This is a genomic window from Chryseobacterium sp. 'Rf worker isolate 10', assembly GCF_050753305.1.
Classification (GTDB): Bacteria; Bacteroidota; Bacteroidia; order Flavobacteriales; family Weeksellaceae; genus Chryseobacterium.
In genome coordinates this window covers 630,740-645,525 of sequence record NZ_JBOZOF010000002.1, presented here as the reverse complement: position 1 = coordinate 645,525, position 14,786 = coordinate 630,740, and the positions used below count along the sequence as shown (strand labels likewise).

Below are 14,786 nucleotides of genomic sequence, written 5' to 3'. Positions count from 1 at the left end.
ACAAAATTTATCTAACAAATATATTAACATTCAAGAATATGAAAAAACTAATTGCAGGAATTGCATTATTCGGGACATTTGCTCTTGCATCTGCACAAACTATTACATTTGATAAAACGACTTTCGATTACGGAACTCTTAAGCCTAACGCTGATGGTACAAGATTCTTTACTGTAACGAATTCTGGTGATAAGCCATTAATCCTTTCCAATGTAAAGCCTTCTTGTGGATGTACAACTCCTGAGTTCAGCCAAGATCCGATTATGCCTGGGAAATCAGCTAAGATCAAAGTTGGATACAACACTGCTATTCCTGGTCCTTTCAACAAAATGATTGAGGTTTTCTCTAACGACCCTGCAAACAACAGAAGTGTAATCTACATCAAAGGTAACGTAGATGCTAACGCACCTGAGCCAAAAGTATTGACTCCTGCTGAGCAGAAAGAAGCTGCTAAAGCTGAGAAAAAAGCTGCTAAATTAGCTAAAAAAGCTGCCGCGAAGTAATCTCTACTCAAAAAAATAAAAGAACCGTCTCTATTGAGGCGGTTTTTTTATTACATTTATATTAGAATAGGTTGCAGATGATAGGTGATAAGCGGCAGAAAATAGTGTTGAAATTATTATATGTATTTAGGTTTTGCTGAAGCCTTTGGACTTATTTCTCTTTAAAACGGCTGGGCTAAAGCCCACCCCTATTGACTTTTAATAACATAATCTTTTAATATATGGACACCAATTTCTCAGATGACTTTAAAATAAATGGAAAATTTTCAATAAAAAAAACTTCAACCTCTTATAAAGGAAAGCTCACTAAAGAAAAAGGAGCAGAGATGCTGATTCAGGAGAAAGAAAAGCTTCGTGAGCTGCAGGAAAGACTGTATGCTGACGGAAGCAAGTCTCTTCTTGTTGTACTGCAGGCTATGGATGCTGCGGGAAAGGACAGTATGATAGAGCATGTTTTCGGAGGGGTAAATCCGCAGGGTTGTAATGTGACCAGCTTTAAGACACCAAGCTCCAAAGAATATTCTCATGATTTTTTATGGAGACATTATCTTGCGCTGCCACAGAAAGGAATGATTGGAATTTTCAACCGCTCACATTATGAAAGTGTTCTCGTTTGTAAAGTGCATCCTGAATATAATTTAGGTGAAAAAACATGGTCATCAGTAAAAGATTTCGATGATAAATTCTGGGAAAACAGATATGAAAGTATCCGAAATTTTGAAAAACACCTTGCTCAGAACGGAACTACCGTTGTAAAAATCTTTTTACATGTTTCTAAGGATGAGCAGAAAAAAAGGCTTTTAGACAGAATTGACGAACAGGAAAAAAACTGGAAATTCTCAGCAGCAGATCTTCCGGAACGAGCTTTATTTGACCAATATATGGAGGCTTATGAAAACGCGATCAATGAAACTTCAAAAGATCACGCTCCATGGTACGTACTTCCTGCTGACAACAAATGGTTTGCAAGAGTAGCTGCAATTCAGATTATTATTGACACTCTGGAAAAAATGGATCTCAAATATCCCACACTTTCTGATAAAGACACGGAAGACCTTCAAAAGGCCAAAAAGCAATTAATGGCAGAATAATCAGTTATTGGTTTATTACAAAACTGATCTGTGATGAATATAATCAAAGACCTTTGAATGTAGTTTTTCAAAGGTTTTTTTCCATGTAAATTGTTCAGTACTTTTTATCTTATTCCCATTTTCCGGTAATAGAAATGGTATAATTTCCCTGGGAATGCGCCATAAACCTTCAGGTGGATTTTGTCTGAAAATATTGATGTAAAGTTTTAATGTTTCCAGATACCAGTCCTGATGTTTATGATAATCATTAATTCCACCTACGTTTGGGAAATGATGCAGCTCTCTTTCCAGGATTTTCGGACAGAATTCTTTCCAATACTCCGTGGTATAAAGCAAATGCATATGCCATACTTTATCTACAGCTATTGAAGGTGAGGCTCCATTTTTTGAGATACAGCACAAATAAACAAACTTTTTATATTCTTCAATGGCAAGCAGACAGTATCTTCTCGTCCAACCTTCAGTCTGAGCTAATTTTCTGGAAAATGGAATGATGACATCAGCCTGATCAATCTGATACGCTGAAACCCTTTTCCATAAGGGACTCTGGTCATAATCTAACTGTATATTATCCAGTAAAACGGAAGTAAATTCGGGTTTCATGATGTCAATATTTTAATTGGTAATTCTAGTTATTAATATAAATTCAATTAACCTCCGCATCCACAGGATAGCGGACTATTATAAGTATAAATTTCTTTTTTATAATGACATTGGAGTAATTTTGCAAAATCATCTCTGGTCATATCCGTATAAACATCTGTATCACCTAAATATAATTGAAAATCTTTTTCAGGATACAAATCTACTGTTACCGAAATAACGGCATCAATAATCTGAATTTCAGAAATTTCGTCCCATATCAATTGCTGTTTTGCTTTATGATTAAAAATTCCTGTTTTGGTGATGGATAGTATTTCTACAGCTTCTTCTTCCGGGATTCTCTGCTCCGTAATGCATCTGATTAAGATTTTTACTGAACCATAAAAGAAAACTGATATAAATACAAGTACAATAATTGAGATTAAAAACTTAAAGAAATTATTACTTGTTAGCAAAAGATAGATTACTGCGCAAAGAGTGGCCAATAGAGCAAGTGATAGGAACATAAAGAAAATAATCCCCAAATACCCTGGTTTTCTTTGTCTGGATTTATATAAAGTGATTTCTGTTTTCATTTTGTATGTTACTATATTAAAATTAACAACCACAACCGCAGGATGATGGAGTACTATAAATATAAATTTCTTTTTTATAATGATATTCCAACAGTTTTTCAAAATCTGTCTGCTTCATCTGCCCCTGAAGATCTGTATTGAAAAGGTTAAGTTTAAAATCTTTTTTAGAATCAAAATCTACGGTTACAGACAATATAGAATCTATAATCTGTATTTCTGAAATCGTTCCCCATTCGGCTTCTTTATTTTCCGGGTAATAAGTTATTCCTTCTTTTGAGATGTTTAAAGCAGGATAAATAACCGGACGTTTTCTTTGTTTTCTTATCAGATATAGGAAATGTTTTACGATCAAATAATTTAAAAACATCAACCCGATCCATATTATTTTATTAAGAATCTTTATCAGTATAACATTGTTAATATCACTGAAAAAATAAGTCAGACATTGGTCCATTACCCAAAATAGTCCATATACAAACGCAATGTAGAGTAGAATAAGAATATACCCGGGTTTTTCCTCAGGGACTGAATGTAGTGTGATTTCTGTTTTCATTTTTATTTTGTTTATACAAATGTGTGATAACAGAAAAATATAAAAATCCTCTATTCGTCTTATTTAGTTTTACATAAGTCTTATATTAGACTTATACAAAGCAATACTCTTTCACAAATAATTATGAAAACAGATTTGATTTTAAGAATAAAATTTGAGGAAGATTATATTATAAAAAACGAGAAAATCTATAAGCCGGATTTTGTACTTCCGAAGAAGTGCCTGTTATTTATCTACGTGGTACATTGCTGCAACACTTGAGCTGATTACCCCTCGGTTTTCAGGACGAGCCGCCCCTATTTCCATTACTGGAAAGACCCGATATACTTACCATTGCACCGCAAAGAGTTTACCTGGTTTCACTACAGCCGAACTGTACTTGCTTTCTGTTGCACTTGTCCTACCCTCACGGGTGACGGATGTTATCCGCTTTGCTGCTCTATGGTGTCCGGACTTTCCTACCTCCCGTAAACGGGAAATCAACAAGCCGATTTTCTCGCGGAGGCAAAGATACGCAAATTTCGTAAAGAAAGGAGATAAAGCATTAGAAGCACAGCGCTCAAATTTACTGATCTGATTTTTAGCTTTTTTACCTTTTCACTATTTTGTATTATAATTTTCACCAATTACCACTTTATTATTATCTTCGTGCCATTATATGTCTATGGATTCCAGAGAAAAAGAATTTGCGCAGCTTATCAAAGATAATCAGGGACTGATTATTAAAGTATCGCGCCTTTATACCAATTCTCTGGAGGATGAAGAGGATCTTTTCCAGGAAATTGTGTTACAGCTCTGGAGAAGTTATGATTCTTTTAAAGGAAATTCTAAGATTTCCACATGGATGTACCGCGTAGCGCTCAATACCGCCATTACCCTCTTTAGAAAAAAAAGCAAAAGTCTTCCTACGAATGAGCTGGACATCAACCACAGAGATTTTGTGGAAGATGATGATGAAAAACAGCAACAGGTATCACTTTTGTATACTGTAATCAAGACTCTTCCCAATGTGGAAAGAGCTATTGTCATGATGTATCTTGACGATCTGCCTTACAAGGATATTGCAGAAAACCTCGGAATCACCGAAGTTAATGCACGTGTAAAAATGAATAGATTAAAGAAAACCCTTAAAGAACAGATGGAAAAATATGCCTGAATTTGATTTAGATAGTTTAAAAAAAACATGGCAGGAACAGCCTGTTCAGCCTAAATATGACAACAATGAGATTCTTCAGATGTTGAATAGAAAATCGCGTAATTACGTAAAATATATTTTCTGGATCAGCGTTGTAGAATTTCTGTTCTTTTCTGTATTGGGATTATTTTACCTTTTCCCTGAAGAAGAATCGGAAAGCTTCCGTAAAATGCTGGAAAGATTAGGTGCCCAGGAAGCTCCGGAAGTAGAAAACAACTTCGGTCATGTTTATTTAGCTATAAAGATCTTAAGTTTATTGATCACCGCATATTTTGTATTCAAATTTTACCAGAATTACCGAAAGATAAAGATTGAGGAAAACCTGAAGGGACTTATCACAAGAATTATTAAGTTCAAGACAACGGTCAATGCATTTATTCTCATCAGTATTGTATTATTGGTGATATTCACTTTTATACTGACAGCATTTATATTTTACACTTTAAATTCTCAGAATATACAGCCTAGCGGCTCTAATCTCACTATCATTATAGTAGGAATTGTTGTAAGTACTTTACTTGCTATATCCATGATCTGGTTTTATTACAGGTTGGTTTACGGGACTATTATCAGAAAACTTGATAAAAATCTGAATCAGCTTAAAGAAATAGATTCTCAGGAAAGTTAATATTCATAGGCATAGTTCGGGATATAATTATTATTTTTAGCCCACCAAATCTTAAACTATGCCCTTATCTTATGTATATGGAACTTCTGATGTTCCATTATTAGGACAGACCATCGGAGCCAATCTTAAAAGGACTGTCGAAAAATACCCCCATCAGGAAGCACTAGTCTGTGTTCATCAGAATTACAGAGCTACTTACCAGGAATTTTATAACCAGACTACTGCCGTTGCCAAAGCTCTGCTGCTTATAGGAGCAAAAGCTGGTGACAGAATCGGAATCTGGTCATCTAATCGCTATGAATGGGTTCTTTTGCAATTTGCCACTGCGAGAATAGGAACGATATTAGTCAATATCAATCCGGCCTACAGAACTCACGAATTGACCTATGTTCTTAATCAATCTGAAATTCGTTTTATTTTTTCTTCTTTAAGTTTCAAAAGCAGCAACTACAAGGAAATGGTGGAATACGCCAAAGAAGTTTGCCCAACTTTGGAACATGAGATTTTCTTTGACGAAAACTGGGAAGAATTTGTGAATAATGGCCAGGATATTTCAGATGAAGTACTTCACAGTTTTGAAGAGCATGTACAGTTCGATGATCCTGTCAATATTCAATATACGTCCGGAACTACAGGTTTCCCTAAAGGCGTTACCCTTTCTCATCACAATATCCTCAATAACGGTTATTTTATCGGTATCAGATTAAAATACACAGAAAAAGACCGTGTCTGTATACCCGTTCCTTTTTATCACTGCTTTGGAATGGTTATCGGAAATATGTGCTGTGTAGCACACGGTGCCTGCATGGTAATTCCCAACGATAGCTTTGATCCGGATATTACCTTAAAAGCTGTTTCGGACGAAAAATGTACTTCCTTGTATGGTGTCCCGACTATGTTTATTGCTGAACTGGCAGTAAAAGACTTTGATACGTATGATTTTTCAAGCTTAAGAACAGGCGTTATGGCTGGCTCTGTATGCCCTCCGGAGATTATGAAAAAGGTAGAAAGCCTAATGAATATCAAAGAAATGAGCATTTGCTACGGAATGACAGAGACTTCACCTGTATCTACTCAGACTTTAATCGGAACACCATTGGAAAAACAGGTAAGCACAGTAGGAACCGTTCAGGATCATCTTGAGATAAAAATTGTAGATGAAAATGGAAGAACTCTTCAACGGGGTGAACATGGTGAACTTTGTACAAGAGGTTACTCCGTTATGCTGAAATACTGGAATGATCCTGAAAATACTAAAAAAGTACTGGATGATGCCCGCTGGATGCATACCGGAGATATGGCGGTAATGGACAAAGATGGCTATATTACCATTTCAGGAAGAATAAAAGACCTCATCATCCGTGGTGGAGAAAACATTTCGCCTAAAGAAATTGAAGATTTTCTGTATACTTATACCCATATTCTGGATGTTCAGATCATTGGCGTACCAAGCGAAAGATTCGGAGAAGAAGTGATGGCATGGGTAAAAGTGAGAAAAGGATTTACCATCACAGCAGATGAATTACAAGAATACTGCAAAGGAAGAATTGCCCATTATAAAGTTCCTAAATACTGGAAATTTGTAGATGAATTTCCAATGACTATTTCCGGAAAGATAAGAAAAGTAGAGATGCGGGAGATTTCTATGAGAGAATTGGGGTTAGAGAATGTAAAACAAAGCTGAAGGTTAAAATCGCAAAATAATGAAATGGTGAAATTGTTGAATAATCCAACGGTTTTAAACTTTGACCTGGATTAAAGTCTTTTCTACCTCGGATAAATATTCTATCCCATTTTCCTTATCAAATGATTAATATAAATAATATATTTACAAAAAACTAAAAACATGAAAATTGTATCGGTACTAGGTGCTCTCTTACTTAGTATAAGTGTGTATTCTCAAAAAATATCCGGAAAGGTTATCAATGAAAATAATGAGGTTGTTTCTTACTGCTCAGTAAGCTTGGAAAATATAAATACAAGTACAATTACAGATATCAATGGGAATTATTCTATAGACATCCCTGAAAAGGCGAAAAAAAGTGACTATATCATCTTTGAATCCAATGGTTATGAAGATAAAAAAGTAACTGTAGAAGGAATAACTTCCGATGCTAATATTACATTAAACAAAAAGGCCAATGCTATTCAGGAAATCAGTATAATTGGAAAAAAAACAAAGAAAGATGTTCTGGGATATAAAAGCAGGCCAATGCTCACTTTCTCTAAAATGTTTGATCAGAATGTTCCCACCATTGAACAGGGACAAATATTCAACATTTATAAGTGGACTAAACTTAACAGCTATAATTTTTACATTATACCGAGCTCTAAATTCAAGGAAATTACTTTAAAGCTCAATATATACTCTGTAAAGAATAATGTACCGGATGAATCTCTCCTTCAGGAAAATATTATACTTAAAACCAATACTACAGGCTGGCAAACCATTGATCTGGAAAAATATAAACTTATTTATAATGATCTGGATCAGCTGGCAATTACCTTACAACTTGTTGAAAATATACCTCAGGATAATGTAGATTTCGTTTTCGGAATTTCTGCAAAAAAAACATTGTCCAAGGACTTGCTGTTCCGTTATCAAAGTCAGGGAAAATGGGAAGCCAGTGGAGGGAGCTTTATCTCCAATATTGATATTAATTATATGAAGGATAAAAAGTAAGCATTTAGACAAATATTTCTGATTTCTTAGAGATTCAATAAGTTTAAATAAAAAAGGTGAATATGTCTATTCACCTTTTTTGTATTATCTGTTAAAGTTCTTTTCTTAATCTTGCAACAGGAATATTGAGTTGTTCACGATATTTTGCAATCGTTCTTCTGGCAATATTATAACCCTGTTCTTTCAGAATTACCACTAATGCATCATCGGTAAGCGGCTTCCTTTTATTTTCTTTACTGATTACTTCCTGAAGATGGTTTTTGATTTCTTTGGTAGAAACTTCCTCTCCATCGTCATTTGTTAAGCTGTCTGAGAACAAATCTTTAAGGTATACGATTCCGTTAGGAGTATCTGCATACTTACTTTTTACCACCCTTGAAATCGTGGAGATATCAAATCCTGTAATATCAGCAATATCCTTCAGAATCATTGGTTTCAGCGACTTTTCGTCTCCGGTGATGAAATAATCCTTCTGGAACTTTACAATGGCTGTAATCGTCTGTAATAAGGTGTTCTGACGCTGATTAATGGCATCAATATACCATTTTGCAGCATCCAGCTTTTGTTTGATAAATAAAGCAGCCTGTTTATGTTCTGATGAATTTTTATCATGAGAATAAGTAGTCAGAATATCTTTATATTCTTCAGAAACTCTTAAAGTAGGTGCATTTTTGCTATTCAGCATAGGAATTACCAGCCCGTCTTTTACCTGAATCACAAAATCCGGAATAATTTCCTGATTAATTGTAATCGTCTGGGTATCGAAGTTCCCTCCTACTTTCGGAGAAAGTTTTGAGATTTCATCCAGAGCATCTTTCAGATCATCTTCTTCAATATCATATTTCTGAATGATCTTATTATAATGCTTATTCGTTAAGGCTTCAAACTGATGTCTTAAAATATTGGCAGCCAAAGAAACTGCTTTGTCTGAGCTTACTTTCTTTTCAATCTGTAATAGTAAACATTCCTGCAGACCTCTTGCTCCCACACCAGACGGATCCAGTTTCTGAACATAGTTCTCAAGGATATCCTCTACTCTTTCTTTCGTTGTATAAATCCCTTGGGAGAAAGCCAGATCATCAACAATAGATTTGATCTCTCTTCTCAGATAACCATCTGTATCTAAGTTTCCGATAAGATATTCTGCAATCTTCAGATCTTCTTCACTGATATTAATCAGATGAATCTGTTCTGTAAGATAGTCATATAAGGACTGTCCTTCTGTCAGAAGGCTTTCGTTATCAAATTCCTCATCATCCGGAGAGTAGTTGCTGGATGCAGTTTTATAGCTTGGTTCATCGTCATAAATATATTCATTGACGTCGAAATCTGTTTCAATGCTTTCTGTACCCTCATCCTGATAAGCGTCTTCCAGAGAAGAATACTCATCCTCTTTAGAATCTTCTTTTGCAATTTCCAAAGCCGGATTTTCTTCTAACTCTCTCTCCAATTCCTCTTCAAATTCAAGAGTATGAAGTTGAATAAGCTTCATCAACTGGATCTGCTGAGGGGCCAGCTTCTGTCCTAATTTGAGTTGTAAGTGTTGTTTAAGCATATTCTAATTTGCGTTTTAACATAACATATTCTACGAATTTAATAAATTTATTTGATAAAAAACACATTTAGCATGATTTTTGCATGACTTACCTTAATATAATAAACTATTAAATAATAAAAAAAGCCTTAATTTGTGATTAAGGCTTTTTTTATTGTTCTAGAATTCAGCACTTTTCGGCGTTCTAGGGAAAGGAATTACATCTCTGATGTTCGTCATTCCCGTTACGAAAAGAACCAATCTTTCCAATCCTAAACCAAAGCCTGCATGTGGCACAGATCCGAATTTTCTGGTATCAAGGTACCACCAAAGCTCGTGTTCATCTACGTGCATATCTGCCATTTTCTGTTTTAAAACATCCAATCTCGCTTCTCTTTCAGATCCACCGATGATCTCACCGATACCAGGGAAAAGAACATCCATAGCAGCAACGGTTTTGTTATCATCATTCAGTTTCATATAGAAAGCTTTGATTTCTTTCGGATAGTCAAATAATACTACCGGGCTTTCAAAATGTTTTTCTACAAGATATCTTTCATGCTCAGACTGAAGGTCTGTTCCCCATTTTTCAACCGGGTAAGCAAATTTTCCTTTTTTATTTTCTTTAGAATTCAATAAGATTTCGATAGCTTCTGTGTAGCTTACACGCTTGAAACGCTTAGCCACTACATTCTGAAGTTTTTCGATAAGACCTTCTTTTGCTCTTTCTTTCTCGGGTTTTGTTTTTTGTTCTTCTTCAAAACGCTTGTCTAAGAATTCAAGATCATCTTTACAGTTATCCAATACATACTGGATCACATATTTTAAGAAATCTTCCGCTAGGTCGATGTTATCTTCAAGGTTGTTGAATGCCACTTCCGGCTCAATCATCCAGAACTCCGCAAGGTGTCTTGTGGTGTTAGAATTTTCAGCACGGAAAGTAGGTCCGAATGTATAGATTCTTCCCAATCCCATTGCAGCAGTTTCTCCTTCAAGCTGTCCTGAAACGGTAAGGTTTGTTTTTTTACCGAAGAAATCCTGTGCAAAATCAATTTCACCTTCTTCAGTTTTCGGCATGTTGTTCAGGTCAAAGTTTGTTACTCCAAACATTTCACCTGCTCCTTCTGCATCTGCTCCTGTAATAACCGGAGTGTTGATATAGAAAAACTGGTTCTGGTTGAAGAACGAGTGAACAGCAAAGCTTACTGCATGACGCACTCTGAACACTGCTCCGAAAAGGTTGGTTCTGAATCTTAAGTGTGCCTGCTCACGAAGCTTTTCCAGACTGTGCTTTTTAGGCTGAAGAATTGTACTCTGAAGTTCTTCCGTAAAGTTATCTCCCAAAACAATAATCTTTTTAGCGATAATCTCCACAGATTGTCCTGCTCCCTGGCTTTCCACCACTTCTCCTACTACTTTAAGGGAAGAAGCTGTACTGATATTCTTGATAATAGCTTCATCAAAATTTTCGAAATCAACAACTATCTGCAAATTATTAATCGTAGAACCATCATTAAGCGCAATAAAGCGATTAGCACGGAAGGATCTTACCCATCCGTAAACGGTAATGTCATGATGTAATACTTTCTTGTAATCCTTTAGGACTTCTTTGATCGTTTGCTTTTTCATTTGTTGATGATAAATTTTTTATATAAAAATTAATGTCCGCAAAGTTACAAAAAAACAGCGCAACTTGATGATTGCGCTGTCTTTAAAAATCATTTAACAAGCATTTAAACTTTCAGTTCAGGAAATTTACCTTTTTTCTTCTGCCCTCTCTTCTGCATTTTCAGGTTACATTTCCACTCAATATTGTCCTGAACTTCAATAAAATCCGTATTGATCCGGAATGAACACTTTACACTATCACTTTTAAAAAGAATAAAATTTTATTTTACTCTGAGCTTTCATGGAATTAGTTTTACTGAAATGGTTATTAGTTTTTAAGTGATAACTCCGTGGTACATTCCCGGTCATACATCCATTTTTACACTATACTATACTTTTAAACTTTGTGGCGGATTCACCACCGGATTTTGTTTTTAACTGCTTATGATTTTTAAATAATCACTATACTTTTATACTTCTAAATTTCTGAACAATTATCTCATTATTTGCATTTTAATTTTCTGGTTATTTCAAGTTTTTATCCTCTTTATTATTAATTTTTATGATACAATTCCTGATTTAATATTTTAATTAATCAACAGTTTGGAATTGATATCCTGTATTGTGCACATACAAAATAAATGGCTGTGTTTTTACCTGAAGCAAAGATGCAGTAAGGAAAATAATGATACAAGTGTATGGTTCATAGATTCATAAATTTATATACCTAAAATCATGAATTTATAAACATAAATAAAATGAAAATCAGAAAGTTATATTTATTTCCCAGTCATGTTTTCAATTTCTTTCAGATAGATAGAAAGAGGAGTTCCTGTTCGTTTTTTGAATGCTAAAGTGAAAGCCTGCTCATTATTATACCCTAATTCTTCGGCAATAAAAGGGATTTTATAGGATCTGAATTTTCTGTCATTGGCCAGTCGGCTGATGGCATAGTCAATACGCAGATCATTAAGATAGGTAGCAAAGTTTTTCCCTTTGTAGGTATTGATAATTTCTGACAGATATTTCGAGTTTGTTTTTATTTTTTTGGCAAGACTTCCCAGTGTGATTCCTTTATTCAAAAACTGGTCTTTGCTTTCAAATATCTCAAGTTCTCCTAAAATGGTTTGCGCAATGTCTTCCGAAATTGTTCTGGTAGTTTTGTCTTCTGAATTTCCTGTATTTTCTATCGGAATAGGTTCAGAGAAGGATTCTTTTTCTATTTCAGATTTATAGTCTCTATCAAACCTTCTTTCATTAACCGAAAGAATCAGATCCTGAGCAATCTTTTTATAATTCTTTTCAGATTTTTTATATTTAAAATAAACATTGATGAATAAAAGGTGTGATATCAGCAAAAGACTTAAGACAATATAAAAGAGGCTTTTTCTCTTTGTAAGCTCATTGGTAATACTTTCCTTCTCCTGCTGAAGTTCAGGAGTATCATACCTTCTGGGAAGCTCTCTGGAAATATATCTGAACTGGGTATCCAGAACATTATCCACCTTTAAAAACCGCTCTACATAATACAGCTGCTTCTCGGTATCACTGTTTTCTTTATAATAATCAATCAGATAGGTGTATACATCTCTCAGCTCTGGATAGATATAGTTTGTTTTAAGAACCATGGAATCTATCTTCCGGAAAAAGTCAACGGCTTTGTCTTTTTGTTGAAGCCCAGCATAGGATTTTCCCAAATATAAAAGAGTATAATGCTGGCTTCTTTTATCACTATTCTTGTTCGTAAAAAAATATTTCTCACATTCTAATAGGCTGTCAATGGCTTTCTGGTATTCTTTTGAATGCAGATTATAATACCCCAAAAGCCCAAGGTTCTCATAATAACGGTAAATATCTTTATTTTTCCTGGACTCTTGTAAGCCATCCTGTATCAGGATATAGGCAGAATCCATCTTATTGATTTCTATGTAAGCATCAGCCAGATTCAGTTTAAGAGTTTTTTTCTCATCCTCATTCATATAATCAGCATCATAAGTGTAGTGCCTTAGTACTTTAGCTGTTTCTGCGTGTTTTCCGATATAATTATTCAGATAAGCAATGCTGATATGGGCCATGGCAATCTGCCTCTTATTTCCTTTTTCTTTGGCATACTTCAGTCCTAAAATATAATTGTTCAATGCAGACTGGAGATTATCATTTCTAAAATAAAGATTCCCTCTTAACAGATAAATTCTGGCCGGATAGGTATTTTGTTTAGAATTTTGAGTGATATGTTGCAGGCTGTCAAGATCCTTTAATGCATCAGATAAATTTTCTTCGAAATGACGCATGACATATCCTTCAGCAGTATGAATCGCATCTTTTTCAGATTTTGCCTTTTTAAGATAATAATCTGCAATACTTTTACTGTTGCCCTCTCCCACACGGCTGCTATAGAATTCTTTTTCCAATTCCTCATAAGTGCGTTTTTCCGGAGTATTTTTTTCTTCATTATTGGTCTGTGCATGACAAAACACCAACCCCATAATCAAAAACAGTAATAGACATTTTATTTTCATCATTCATCCTAGCTATATTACAAAAATATTATTTTTCTTCAGTAGACACACCACTCCTTATACTTTTTTCCGTGAATGGGGAATAATTTTATTAAAATACATGCTGAAAAACAAAAAAGAGAGTACAATATGAAGACTGCACTCTCTTCAACAATCATTTCCATTCTACTTTTCCTTCCATATAATACACCCTTCCTTTATCTTCATAAAGAAGATCATATCCCTGAGAGGTCAGATAAAAATGACAGACTTTCATTTCGTCATTTTTTTCTTTGAATTGAATAACCGCCGGACACATTTTAGCACGATCCAGCTTCTTCACCATCAGATTAAAATTCTTCTGAATATTTTTCCTGCTGTAAAGAGACAGCATCCGGTCATCAACAAAACGTACATATTTCAAAGAAGAAAGAGGATATGTAATCAATTTAAAGGGCTGTCCTGCCAGTTTTGCAGCATTTTCATTGAAAAAATTGGTGATCGAAAGGCTGTCGTTTGTAATATTCTTTACCACACTTGATTCATATCTTTGTCCATCTGCAAATTCCATACTGTAGATGGCTTCCATTTTAATGGCAAAACCTTTTCCTGATTTTCTTAACTCTTTAAGGTCTGTAAATTCTTTTCCTTTCTTGATGACGATCAAAACATTTCCTTCTCCAAAATCACAGTCATAATATTTTTTATAGTCAAAAGATTCTTCTGTTTGGGTATTCACTGTATCATTGGTTGTATTTTGTGAAAAAATACGTACCGAAAACAGTAATAAAAATAATATCAGTTTATAATTTTTCATGATTGAATTATTTAAGGGTTTAAAATCATTTAAAAAACAAGGTTAATTCCTAAACCAAAGCGGAATCCTTTAATTGGAAAAGGTTTATACGTATTATATTCGAAGTTGTACCCGAATTCTGCACAAAAGAAATGGTAAAAGTTGATTCCTGCTTTGGGTGAAACCGTATAGGGCGAAACTCCTGCTCCGGCATATAGAGATGATACCTCTGCGCCATCCCGAAACGAAACCACTTTTCTGAAATAGTCAAACTCCGGAATGACCAGCAGCCTTCTTTCGTCCCACCAGTTAAAATGGCCTCTTAAGCTGTAATAATTTTTATCACCATCAGTCAGTTTTGTTCCTATGGACAGGAATGCTTTATTATCCAATGAAGTTCCTTCAATTCTGGTGCTGAGAAGAAGAACCAGCCATTTTTTCTCTTTAATTTCTTCAAATTGAGCTTTCAGAAAGCCACAAAGAAATAGTGCGGTGATTGCAACAAACTTTTTCATAACT

The 14,786-nt window shown here is 34.7% G+C and carries 14 protein-coding genes and 1 other RNA gene; 6 read left to right on the top strand and 9 right to left on the bottom strand.

Annotated elements, in window-relative coordinates:
- Nucleotides 1–38: 38 nt before the first annotated feature.
- Entirely contained in the window at nt 39–503 is a 465-nt protein-coding gene (locus LKL37_RS12915) for a DUF1573 domain-containing protein (protein WP_105701064.1), read from the top strand.
- A 221-nt stretch (nt 504–724) separates the two neighbouring features.
- Nucleotides 725–1,594, top strand: a complete 870-nt coding sequence (locus LKL37_RS12910; RefSeq protein ID WP_431610969.1) for a polyphosphate kinase 2 family protein — start codon at nt 725–727, stop codon at nt 1,592–1,594.
- Nucleotides 1,595–1,609: 15 nt separating this feature from the next.
- On the opposite strand, the gene LKL37_RS12905 is transcribed toward LKL37_RS12910, so the two are convergent.
- The 4 genes from LKL37_RS12905 to rnpB all read right to left on the bottom strand — a co-directional run bounded on the left by LKL37_RS12905 (nt 1,610) and on the right by rnpB (nt 3,824).
- Complete coding sequence (locus LKL37_RS12905; protein ID WP_431610968.1) at nt 1,610–2,197, bottom strand: glycine-rich domain-containing protein; 588 nt, start codon at nt 2,195–2,197, stop codon at nt 1,610–1,612.
- A 47-nt stretch (nt 2,198–2,244) separates the two neighbouring features.
- Nucleotides 2,245–2,772, bottom strand: a complete 528-nt coding sequence (locus tag LKL37_RS12900; protein WP_431610967.1) for a hypothetical protein — start codon at nt 2,770–2,772, stop codon at nt 2,245–2,247.
- Between the two features lie 22 nt (nt 2,773–2,794).
- Nucleotides 2,795–3,325, bottom strand: coding sequence for a hypothetical protein (locus LKL37_RS12895; protein WP_431610966.1), 531 nt, complete (start codon nt 3,323–3,325; stop codon nt 2,795–2,797).
- Between the two features lie 175 nt (nt 3,326–3,500).
- An RNA gene (gene rnpB / locus LKL37_RS12890) (RNase P RNA component class A) lies at nt 3,501–3,824 on the bottom strand.
- A gap of 165 nt (nt 3,825–3,989) precedes the next feature.
- On the opposite strand from rnpB, the gene LKL37_RS12885 reads away from it, so the two are divergent.
- The 4 genes from LKL37_RS12885 (at nt 3,990) to LKL37_RS12870 (ending at nt 7,831) form a co-directional block, all read left to right on the top strand.
- Nucleotides 3,990–4,481: an RNA polymerase sigma factor gene (locus LKL37_RS12885; RefSeq protein ID WP_002976998.1), complete on the top strand. Its 492-nt coding sequence runs from the start codon at nt 3,990–3,992 to the stop codon at nt 4,479–4,481.
- Nucleotides 4,474–5,148: a beta-carotene 15,15'-monooxygenase gene (locus tag LKL37_RS12880; protein ID WP_431610965.1), complete on the top strand. Its 675-nt coding sequence runs from the start codon at nt 4,474–4,476 to the stop codon at nt 5,146–5,148. Before LKL37_RS12885 ends, LKL37_RS12880 begins: the two co-directional genes overlap by 8 nt.
- Nucleotides 5,149–5,206: 58 nt before the next feature.
- Nucleotides 5,207–6,832 carry an AMP-binding protein gene (locus LKL37_RS12875; RefSeq protein WP_431610964.1) on the top strand — a complete coding sequence of 542 codons (1,626 nt, stop codon included), beginning with the start codon at nt 5,207–5,209 and terminating at the stop codon, nt 6,830–6,832.
- 162 nt (nt 6,833–6,994) lie between these two features.
- Complete coding sequence (locus tag LKL37_RS12870) at nt 6,995–7,831, top strand: carboxypeptidase-like regulatory domain-containing protein (protein ID WP_431610963.1); 837 nt, start codon at nt 6,995–6,997, stop codon at nt 7,829–7,831.
- Between the two features lie 91 nt (nt 7,832–7,922).
- Here the strand turns inward: LKL37_RS12870 and rpoN are convergent, their stop codons facing one another.
- The 5 genes from rpoN to LKL37_RS12845 form a co-directional block, all read right to left on the bottom strand.
- Nucleotides 7,923–9,386, bottom strand: coding sequence for an RNA polymerase factor sigma-54 (gene rpoN, locus LKL37_RS12865; protein ID WP_105701074.1), 1,464 nt, complete (start codon nt 9,384–9,386; stop codon nt 7,923–7,925).
- A gap of 159 nt (nt 9,387–9,545) precedes the next feature.
- Complete coding sequence (gene asnS, locus LKL37_RS12860; protein ID WP_431610962.1) at nt 9,546–10,994, bottom strand: asparagine--tRNA ligase; 1,449 nt, start codon at nt 10,992–10,994, stop codon at nt 9,546–9,548.
- A 758-nt stretch (nt 10,995–11,752) separates the two neighbouring features.
- On the bottom strand, nt 11,753–13,495 hold the full coding sequence (locus LKL37_RS12855; RefSeq protein WP_431610961.1) for a helix-turn-helix domain-containing protein: 1,743 nt from the start codon (nt 13,493–13,495) through the stop codon (nt 11,753–11,755).
- A 151-nt stretch (nt 13,496–13,646) separates the two neighbouring features.
- Nucleotides 13,647–14,288: a hypothetical protein gene (locus LKL37_RS12850; protein WP_431610960.1), complete on the bottom strand. Its 642-nt coding sequence runs from the start codon at nt 14,286–14,288 to the stop codon at nt 13,647–13,649.
- 29 nt (nt 14,289–14,317) lie between these two features.
- Nucleotides 14,318–14,782, bottom strand: coding sequence for a hypothetical protein (locus LKL37_RS12845; RefSeq protein ID WP_431610959.1), 465 nt, complete (start codon nt 14,780–14,782; stop codon nt 14,318–14,320).
- Between the last annotated feature and the right edge of the window lie 4 nt (nt 14,783–14,786).

Coding starts and splice junctions, on each gene's coding strand:
- LKL37_RS12900 (WP_431610967.1), bottom strand. CDS start 2,772: ATGAAAACAGAAATCACTTTATATAAATCCAGACAAAGAAAACCAGGG.
- LKL37_RS12915 (WP_105701064.1), top strand. CDS start 39: ATGAAAAAACTAATTGCAGGAATTGCATTATTCGGGACATTTGCTCTT.
- LKL37_RS12885 (WP_002976998.1), top strand. CDS start 3,990: ATGGATTCCAGAGAAAAAGAATTTGCGCAGCTTATCAAAGATAATCAG.
- LKL37_RS12905 (WP_431610968.1), bottom strand. CDS start 2,197: ATGAAACCCGAATTTACTTCCGTTTTACTGGATAATATACAGTTAGAT.
- asnS (WP_431610962.1), bottom strand. CDS start 10,994: ATGAAAAAGCAAACGATCAAAGAAGTCCTAAAGGATTACAAGAAAGTA.
- rpoN (WP_105701074.1), bottom strand. CDS start 9,386: ATGCTTAAACAACACTTACAACTCAAATTAGGACAGAAGCTGGCCCCT.
- LKL37_RS12870 (WP_431610963.1), top strand. CDS start 6,995: ATGAAAATTGTATCGGTACTAGGTGCTCTCTTACTTAGTATAAGTGTG.
- LKL37_RS12845 (WP_431610959.1), bottom strand. CDS start 14,782: ATGAAAAAGTTTGTTGCAATCACCGCACTATTTCTTTGTGGCTTTCTG.
- LKL37_RS12910 (WP_431610969.1), top strand. CDS start 725: ATGGACACCAATTTCTCAGATGACTTTAAAATAAATGGAAAATTTTCA.
- LKL37_RS12850 (WP_431610960.1), bottom strand. CDS start 14,288: ATGAAAAATTATAAACTGATATTATTTTTATTACTGTTTTCGGTACGT.
- LKL37_RS12895 (WP_431610966.1), bottom strand. CDS start 3,325: ATGAAAACAGAAATCACACTACATTCAGTCCCTGAGGAAAAACCCGGG.
- LKL37_RS12875 (WP_431610964.1), top strand. CDS start 5,207: ATGCCCTTATCTTATGTATATGGAACTTCTGATGTTCCATTATTAGGA.
- LKL37_RS12855 (WP_431610961.1), bottom strand. CDS start 13,495: ATGATGAAAATAAAATGTCTATTACTGTTTTTGATTATGGGGTTGGTG.
- LKL37_RS12880 (WP_431610965.1), top strand. CDS start 4,474: ATGCCTGAATTTGATTTAGATAGTTTAAAAAAAACATGGCAGGAACAG.